The sequence below is a fragment of the Streptomyces sp. ASQP_92 genome (assembly GCF_025399895.1).
GTDB lineage: Bacteria > Actinomycetota > Actinomycetes > Streptomycetales > Streptomycetaceae > Streptomyces.
In genome coordinates this window covers 69,661-77,585 of sequence record NZ_JAODUA010000025.1, presented here as the reverse complement: position 1 = coordinate 77,585, position 7,925 = coordinate 69,661, and the positions used below count along the sequence as shown (strand labels likewise).

Sequence of the window (7,925 nt, the reverse complement as noted above, 5' to 3'; positions counted from 1 at the left end):
TGCTGGGAGTTGGGTGGTCGCCGGGCGGTAATTCGCCCACGAGGAGGCCCTGTTCGGCGATGCGTCCGATCAACTCGGCGTGCCCGCGCGGGTAGATGACGTCGACTCCGCAGGCGAGGACGGCGATGGTGGCGCCTTTGGCGGCGAGGGTGCCGCGGTGGACGGCGCCGTCGACTCCGGCGGCGGCTCCGGAGACGACGACCCACCCTTTTTCGGCGAGCCCGGATCCGAGGACGGCGCCCATGTGTGCTCCGTACGGTGTGCAGGCGCGGGCGCCGACCACGGCGACGGAGCGCAGGGCCCACATGCGCAGGTCGGCGTGGCCGCGGACCCAGAGGCCGACGGGTCGGGCGTCGGCGAGGTCGTCGAGTTGGCGGGGCCATTCCTCGTCGCCGGGGATGAGGAATCTGGCGCCGGCGGCGGCCGCGGTCGCCAGGTCTCGCCGGGGGTCGGCGAGGGCCGCGCGGCGGCGGTGGCTGTCGAGCCGGGCGGGGCTGGCGCCGGGCGGGTCGTCTTCGGGGCCTTGGGGTGCGGCGAGGCGGCGCAGGAGCTCGATGGCGCCGTAGGTGCGCAGCCAGCGCCCGGCGCGTTCGTCTCCGGGTTCGATGACGCGGGTGAGGGCGGCGCGGGCGAGGCGCTCGGGGCCGGCGTCGGCGGTGTTCATGTGACGCTCCCGGTGGGCATGGGCGCGCCGCGGGAGATGCCGGTGCGGAGTTCGAGGGCGAGGGCGACGTGGCCGGCGTCCGGGCGGTCGTCTCCGGCGAGGTCGGCGATGGTCCAGGCGACGCGTAGGACGCGGTCGAGGCCGCGTGCGGTGAGCAGGCCGCGTTCCATGTCGCGTTCGGCGCCGGCGAGGGCGCCGGGGGCGGTGAGCCAGCGGGTGCGGAGTTCGTGTCCGGGGACTTCGCTGTTGCTGTTCCAGGGGGTGTTTTCGAGGCGGGCGGCGGTGCGTTGCCGGGCGGCTAGGACGCGGGCGGCGACGGTGGCGCTGGGTTCGCCGCGGCCTCCGCCGCCGAGGAGGTCTTCGCGGCGTACGGGTTCGACCTCGACGCGGAGGTCGACGCGGTCGAGGAGGGGGCCGGAGAGGCGTGCCTGGTATCGGCGGATCATGGAGGCGGGGCATTCGCAGCCCGCGCCGTGCAGGGTGTGGCGTCCGCAGGGGCAGGGGTTGGCGGCGAGGATCATCTGGAAGCGGGCCGGGAGTCGGATGACTCCGGCGCTGCGGGCGATGACGACGTGTCCGGATTCGAGGGGTTGGCGCAGCGCGTCGAGGGCTTTGCCGGCGAATTCGGGGGCTTCGTCGAGGAAGAGCACTCCGCGGTGGGCGACGGAGACTGCGCCGGGGCGTGGGAGGCCGTTTCCGCCGCCGACGAGGGATTGCATGGTGGCGGAGTGGTGGGGGGCGCAGTAGGGGGCTCGGCGCACAAGTGGTTCGCCGGGCGGGAGGATTCCGGCGACGGAGTGGACGGCGGTCACTTCGAGGGATTCTCGGCGGGTGAGGGGCGGCAGGATGCCGGGCAGTCGTTCGGCGAGCATGGTTTTGCCGGCTCCGGGTGGGCCGGAGAGCAGGAGGTGGTGGCCGCCCGCCGCGGCGATTTCGAGGGCGGCGCGGGCGGCGTGCTGGCCGGCGACGTCGATGAGGTCGAGGTCGCCGTCGCGGGGGCCGGTGGCGAGGCCGGTGCCGGCTCCGGCGCCGGGTACGACGAGGCCGGCGAGCATGGCGTCGGGGCGGCCTTGTTCGGCGGGTTCTTCTTCGGGGACGGGTTCGTCGGTGAGGATGGCGACGAGTTGGCGCAGGCTGCGGACGCCGAGGACGGAGATGCCGGGGACGAGGGCGGCTTCGGCGGCGGTCTGTTCGGGGACGACGACTTGTTCGTAGCCGGCTTCGGCTGCGGCGAGGACGGCGGGCAGGATGCCGCGGACGGGTCGTACGCGTCCGTCGAGGCCGAGTTCGCCGATCATGACGAGGTCGGTGAGTTCGCGGGGGTCGATGCGTTCGGCGGCGCCGAGGGTGGCGCAGGCGATGGCCAGGTCGAAGCCGGCGCCGCTTTTGGGGACGGAGGCGGGGCTGAGGCCGACGGTGAGTTTCTTCTGGGGCCAGGTGTCGCCGGAGTTGACCACGGCGGCCCGTACTCGGTCGCGGCTTTCGGCGAGGCTTTTGTCGGGGAGGCCGACGAGGGTGAAGGCGGCGACGCCGGGTTCGAGGTCGGCCTGGACTTCGACGACGACTCCCTCGACGCCGACCAGTGCGACGGAGCAGGTGCGGGCGAATCCCATGTCAGGCCACCCCCCGGACGTGCTCGGCGCGCGGGGCGCCCTTGCGGGGCAGGACGACTCCGACAAGGTCGATCCGTACGCCGCCGGGCGGTGGTCCTCCGTGGTCGGCGAGCCAGTGGCCGGCGAGGCGTTTGAGGCGGTCGGCCTTGGTGGGCGTGATGGCGGCCATGGGGTGTTCGTAGGCGCCGGTCCTGCGGGTTTTGACTTCGCAGATGACGAGTACGGGGCCGCCGGGGGCCGTGTCGTCGTGGGCGACGATGTCGATTTCGCCGGTCCTGCCGCAGCGCCAGTTGCGTTGCAGCACTGTCATTCCGGCTGCTTCGAGCAGCCGTACCGCCAGGTCTTCGCCGTATTTTCCGAGTGCTCCGCGAGCGTTCATCCGGCACCACCTCCGGCTCCGACTGTCACGCATCGGGCGCCGGCGGGTGGATCTTGGTGGATAACCCCGGGGTTGTGGAAAACTCCGCCCCTCGAAGGGGTTCTTCCGGATGCCGTCCGGATGCCGTCCGGATGCCGTCCGGATGCCGTCCGGATCCCTCCCCGGGTCTGGATCCGGGCCCCGTCCGGGGTCTCGGCGGGCGGCCGCAGGCCCACCGGGCCCCAAACTCCCCCGAGGCCCCGACCCCCCGACCCCCGGCCCCGCCGGAGACGCTCCGCTCAGCCCCCGGCGGACCGGCCGGCTCAGCCCCCCGGCAGGTCCTCTCAGCCCCCCGGCAGTTCGAGGTCGCTCTTGTTCAGCTCCTCGATGTTCACGTCCTTGAATGTGAGGACGCGTACCTGCTTGACGAATCTGGCGGGCCGGTACATGTCCCAGACCCAGGCGTCAGCCATCGACACCTCGAAGAACACCTCGCCCTGGACCGAGTGCACCTGCATCTCGTAATCGTTGGTGAGGTAGAAGCGACGCTCGGTTTCGATCACGTATTTGAACAGACCGACGACGTCGCGGTACTCCCGGTAGAGCTTCAGCTCCATCTCGGTCTCGTACTTTTCGAGGTCCTCGGCGCTCATGGCATGTTCCCCTTCAGCCGTGCGTCCCCCTATTGTGCGTCAGCCTCCTGGGCCCCTAGACGATTTCGGGGTCCAGGACCACCGGCGCGTGCGGAGGACCCTCGTCGAGCAGCGTGCGCAGCAGCTCGGCGAGCCTGGTCGGGTACACCGTCTCACGCGCCGCTGACAGTTCGGCGGAGGTCCACCACCTCAGCCCCGAGGTACTGCGCAGCTCCAGTTCCGTCAGGCCGGTCGGGGTGGCCTCGGTCTGGGTGGTGCGGGCGAGGTAGTACCACTCGTCCTGGTCCCAGCGGCGGCCGGCGAAGGGGAACGAGCACTGGCGCTGCCACAGGACGGGGCCGAGTTCGACGTCGGTGATTCCGGTCTCCTCCGCGAGTTCGCGCAGGGCGGCCTCGGCGCGGGTCTCGTCGCCCTCCAGGCCGCCGCCGGGGGTGAACCACCAGGTGTCGGTGGGGTCTTCGGGCTCGTAGCCGTGCATGAGCAGGATGCGGTCCTGGGGGTCGAGCAGGATGACGCGGGCGACTTTGCGCGGTTCGCGCGGTTCACTCATGGGGCTCACTTCCCGGTGGCCCGGGTGGTGCGGGTCCTGCGGCGGCGGGCGAGGCCGGCGATGGGGCCATAAGCGGCGCCGGCCACGATCAGCAGCGCGCCGGCCACCACGGCGCCCAGGATCAGTTGCAGCGGCCCGGGCCGCGAGATGCCGCCCGGCAGGTCGCCGAATCCGGTGGGTCGCTCCAGCATGCCGTGCAGGGGCCAGGCGATGGCGTCCACGCGGGCGTTCACGGCGCTCAGCGGGACCGAGCCGTTGGCGGCGTCCTCCAGGTGGACCCGGGAGTCGAGGGAGACGAGGCGGTCGTCGCCGAGGAGGAAGACCTGTCCGGCCGGGACCTTGGCGTCGAAGGGGGTGCCGGAGGCGTCCTTGCCGTGCAGATACGGTTCGTCCACGGGCTTGCCGTTGACGGTGAGGCGGCCGTCCTTGCCGCAGCACGTGACGCGGTCGCCGCCGATGCCGACGACCCGCTTGACCATGGGCACATTGGCCCACTGGGGGTCGCTGAACACCACGACGTCGCCGCGTCGGACGTCGCCGCCGGATATGCGTTGCGCCAGGACGCGGTCGCCGGCCTGGACGGTGGGCTCCATGGACTGGGTGGGCACCGTGTACGGCTTGTACTGCACGGCGCCCCAGGCGAAGCCGCCGAGGAAGAGGACACAGCCGACGGCCACGGCCAGCCCCGACAGCACACTGCCGAGACCGCGGCCGTGGCCGTCCTGGTCCAGTCCGTTACCGCTCATCGCAGGGCTCCCTTGCCGGCAGCGCCCCGGACGCGTTGGCGCCGCGGGGCCCCGGAGATCGACATTCCGGGACCGCACCCTACCCGGCGGTATGCCCGCGGGTCAGCCCCCGGCTGTCGGGGTTTCCGCCTTGACCTGGGCTTGAAGGAGCCTGCGGCGCCGCCACAGCACCATCGGCACGGCGCCGGCGAGACCGGCGGCCGCGGGGGCCGCCGTGCCCATGGCGCTCAGGCCGGGCTGGTCGAAGGTGTCCGGGACGCCGAGCCAGTCGAGGCGGTTGAGCGGCCAGGCGATGGTGAAGGCGCGGCCGACGACCTCGTCGTTGGAGACCGTGCCGCCGCCGGTGAGTTCCTGGTGGTAGCGGGAGTCCAGCGAGTTCTGGCGGTGGTCGCCCATCACCCAGATCCGCCCGTCGGGCACCTTGATCGGGCCGAACGGCATGTCGTCGCAGGCGCTGTCGCCGGGGAAGATGTACGGCTCGTTCAGGGTCTTGCCGTTGACGGTGACGGGACCGCCCTTCTTGCACTCCACGGTGTCGCCGCCGACCGCGATGACCCGCTTGATCAGGTCCTTCTCCTCGGCGGACGGCATCAGTCCGATGAAGGAGAGGAACTTCTGCGCGGCGTTCGGGTTGGGGGTGGGCTCACCGTCGAGCCAGCCGCCCGGGTCGTGGAAGACGACGACTTCGCCGCGCTGCGGCTCGGCGCCGAACCACGGCGTGAGCTTGTCGACCAGCACCCGGTCCCCGCGTTGCAGGGTGTCCTGCATCGAGTCGGACGGGATGGAGAAGGCCTGGACCAGGAATGTCTTGATCAGCAGGGCGAGGACCAGGGCGATGCCGATGAGGAGCGGCAGCTCCTTCCAGAAGGAGCGGGGCTTCCTGGGCGTGCGTCCCTCGCCGTCATCGGGTCCTTCGCCGCCGGATCCGCCGTCGCCCGGGCCGTTGTCCTGCGCCGGCACCACAGGGCCGGGCGCGGGGCCGTCCGCGGGTTCCGCCGGGCCGTGGCCCGCTGCGGGTCCCGGGGAGGAATCGGCGAGCTGGTTCTCCGGCCGCTCCTCCGGCTCTTCGCGTCCGGATCGTGCGCCGACCGCCAAATCCCCCACATCCACTCCTCACTCTGTGCCACCGCCTGGCCCGTACGAGGCTCAGGCCCACCACTCCCATAACGAGCGGGAGTTCCGCAGGGGTCGGGGGCTGGGTCGCTCGGTCCGGCTCGGGCGCCGGATCCCGGGACGACACCCTATGCGACGGAGCGTGTGCGAAACCGCCGGGCGCGTCCGGCACCGAGCCGAATGTGGGCGGCACCTCCAGTCTGCGCCAGTGCGAGAAAGGCCAGGCCACGACGACCGCCCGGCCCACCACCCCGCTGACCGGGACCGTGCCGTGGTGGCCGTCGTCGAGGTGGTAGCGGGAGTCCGCCGAGTTGGTCCGGTGGTCGCCCATGACGAAGATCCGGCCCGCGGGAACCTTTACCTCGAATTGGATGAGCGCGGCCGGATCGCCGGGGGCGCTGAAGACGTACGGCTCGTCGAGGGGCCGGCCGTTGACGGTGACCCTGCCGTCCTTGTCGCAGCACTTGACGGTGTCGCCGCCGACGGCGATGACGCGCTTGATGAGGTCCTGCTCGTCGTCGGAGGGCAGCAGTCCGATGAAGGTCAGCCCTTGTTTGACCTGTTTGACGACGACGGGGTCCTGGCCGGTGGGCGTCTTCTGTTCGCCCTTGAGCCAGCCGCCGGGGTCCTTGAAGACGACGACGTCCCCGCGCTCGGGTTGGGAACCGAACCAGGGGGTGAGTTTGTCGACGAGGACGCGGTCGCCGATGGTGATGGTCTGCTGCATGGAGCCGGAGGGGATCACGAAGGCCTGGACGAGGAACGTCTTCAGGACCAGGGCGATGAGCAGCGCCACGGTGATCAGCAGGGGTATCTCGCGCACCGCGGACCTGCGTCTGCGGCGTTTGACCTTGCGGGCGAGCCTGCGCCGGTCGGCCCGGCCGCTCTGGCCCCGCCTGCCGGCGGGGGCGGGTGGGCCGGAGGTGGGCCGGGTGCCGGTGGGCAGGGGGTGGTCGGCGGCGGGGCGGGTGGTGCGGGGTCGGCCGCGGCTACCCATGGGCCGCGCCGGGGCCGTGTACGTCCGTGAAGGGCGCTGGGCCGCCCACCGTGGTCCAGCGTCCGAAGGGCCAGCCGATCCAGTCGACGCGTCCGATGACGCGGTTTACGGGGACCATGCCGCCGCCGGGGTCGCCGAGGTGGTCGCGGGAGTCGCTGGAGCGGGAGCGGTGGTCGCCGAGGACCCACAGGGTGTGCTCGGGCACGACGATGTCGAAGGGCACCTGGGAGGGGGTGTCGCCGGGGTGGAGGTAGGGCTCGTCGATCGCCGTGCCGTTCACCTGGATCCTCCCGCCCCGGTCGCAGCAGACCACGTGGTCGCCGCCGACTCCGATGACGCGCTTGACGTAGTCGGTCTCGGCGGGCTCGGTCAGGCCGAGGGCCGCTCCTGCTGAACGCACCGCGCGCCCCAGGGGGTTCCCCTCGTCACCTTCTCGTACGAAGGAGCCCCGGCCGTCGAAGACGATGACGTCGCCGCGTGCGGGTGCCGCGTCGAAGCGGTAGGCGAGCTTGTCGACCAGGACCCGGTCGCCGACCTGGAGGGTGGGTTCCATGGAGCCGCTGGGGATGAGGAAGGGCTGCACCACGAAGTGGCTGAGCGCCAGCAGGAAGACGACGCAGAGCACGAGCAGCGCCCCGGTTTTGCGCCAGGGACCTTCGAGGTGGCCGGCCAGGGCGGAAAAACGCGCGGAGCGCGACCGTCGCGCGGGCCCCGGTGTGGGGGCGGCGCTGCGGTCGCGCTCCGTGTGCTGTGCTTCGGTGTCCATCGGGGCCAGAGCTTATCCGGCCGCCGTCGAACCCGTACGCGGGTGTGAGCCGGGGCTCAGCGGTCGCGCTTCTCCTTGATCTTCGCGGCCTTGCCGCGCAGCTCACGGAGGTAGTAGAGCTTGGCGCGACGGACGTCACCGCGGGTCACGACCTCGATCTTCTCGAAGATCGGGGAGTTCACCGGGAAGGTGCGCTCGACGCCGACGGAGAAGGAGACCTTGCGGACGGTGAAGGTCTCGGAGACACCGGCGCCCTGGCGGCGGATGACGACGCCCTTGAACTGCTGGATACGGGAGCGGTTGCCCTCGATGACGCGGACGTGGACGTTGACGGTGTCACCCGGGCGGAAGGCCGGGACGTCGGTGCGCAGCGTGGCGGCGTTGACGGAGTCGAGCAGGCTTGCCATGTGTGACTACTTCCTCACTGATGCCACAGGTCATCAGCGGCATTCGAGATGAATGGGG

9 protein-coding genes and 1 pseudogene are annotated in these 7,925 nt (G+C 71.6%); all 10 read right to left on the bottom strand.

Going from position 1 to position 7,925, the window contains the following annotated elements; all coding sequences use genetic code 11:
• A partial coding sequence (locus tag N4G70_RS33160) for a DNA-protecting protein DprA (RefSeq protein WP_261716485.1) occupies positions 1-664 on the bottom strand: 664 nt, incomplete at its 3' end.
• Positions 661-2,277, bottom strand: a complete 1,617-nt coding sequence (locus tag N4G70_RS33155) for a YifB family Mg chelatase-like AAA ATPase (RefSeq protein WP_261716484.1) — start codon at positions 2,275-2,277, stop codon at positions 661-663. The genes N4G70_RS33155 and N4G70_RS33160, both read right to left, overlap by 4 nt.
• Before the next feature lies 1 nt (position 2,278).
• Positions 2,279-2,656 (bottom strand): YraN family protein, encoded by a 378-nt coding sequence (locus N4G70_RS33150; protein WP_261716483.1) that lies wholly within the window; start codon positions 2,654-2,656, stop codon positions 2,279-2,281.
• A 323-nt stretch (positions 2,657-2,979) separates the two neighbouring features.
• Positions 2,980-3,288, bottom strand: coding sequence for a DUF2469 domain-containing protein (locus N4G70_RS33145; RefSeq protein WP_003965949.1), 309 nt, complete (start codon positions 3,286-3,288; stop codon positions 2,980-2,982).
• Between the two features lie 55 nt (positions 3,289-3,343).
• Positions 3,344-3,838: an NUDIX hydrolase gene (locus N4G70_RS33140; protein WP_261716482.1), complete on the bottom strand. Its 495-nt coding sequence runs from the start codon at positions 3,836-3,838 to the stop codon at positions 3,344-3,346.
• Positions 3,839-3,843: 5 nt separating this feature from the next.
• The gene (gene lepB, locus N4G70_RS33135) at positions 3,844-4,584 is read right to left on the bottom strand and encodes a signal peptidase I (RefSeq protein ID WP_261716481.1); all 741 of its coding nucleotides are present in this window, start codon (positions 4,582-4,584) and stop codon (positions 3,844-3,846) included.
• A 102-nt stretch (positions 4,585-4,686) separates the two neighbouring features.
• Complete coding sequence (gene lepB / locus N4G70_RS33130) at positions 4,687-5,679, bottom strand: signal peptidase I (protein ID WP_399037711.1); 993 nt, start codon at positions 5,677-5,679, stop codon at positions 4,687-4,689.
• A pseudogene (gene lepB, locus N4G70_RS33125) lies at positions 5,579-6,694 on the bottom strand (signal peptidase I); the annotation flags it as partial. The gene lepB (N4G70_RS33130) and the pseudogene lepB (N4G70_RS33125), both read right to left, overlap by 101 nt.
• Positions 6,687-7,460 carry a signal peptidase I gene (gene lepB / locus N4G70_RS33120; protein ID WP_261716478.1) on the bottom strand — a complete coding sequence of 258 codons (774 nt, stop codon included), beginning with the start codon at positions 7,458-7,460 and terminating at the stop codon, positions 6,687-6,689. The pseudogene lepB (N4G70_RS33125) and the gene lepB (N4G70_RS33120), both read right to left, overlap by 8 nt.
• A gap of 56 nt (positions 7,461-7,516) precedes the next feature.
• Complete coding sequence (gene rplS, locus N4G70_RS33115) at positions 7,517-7,867, bottom strand: 50S ribosomal protein L19 (protein ID WP_261716477.1); 351 nt, start codon at positions 7,865-7,867, stop codon at positions 7,517-7,519.
• Positions 7,868-7,925 lie beyond the last annotated feature (58 nt).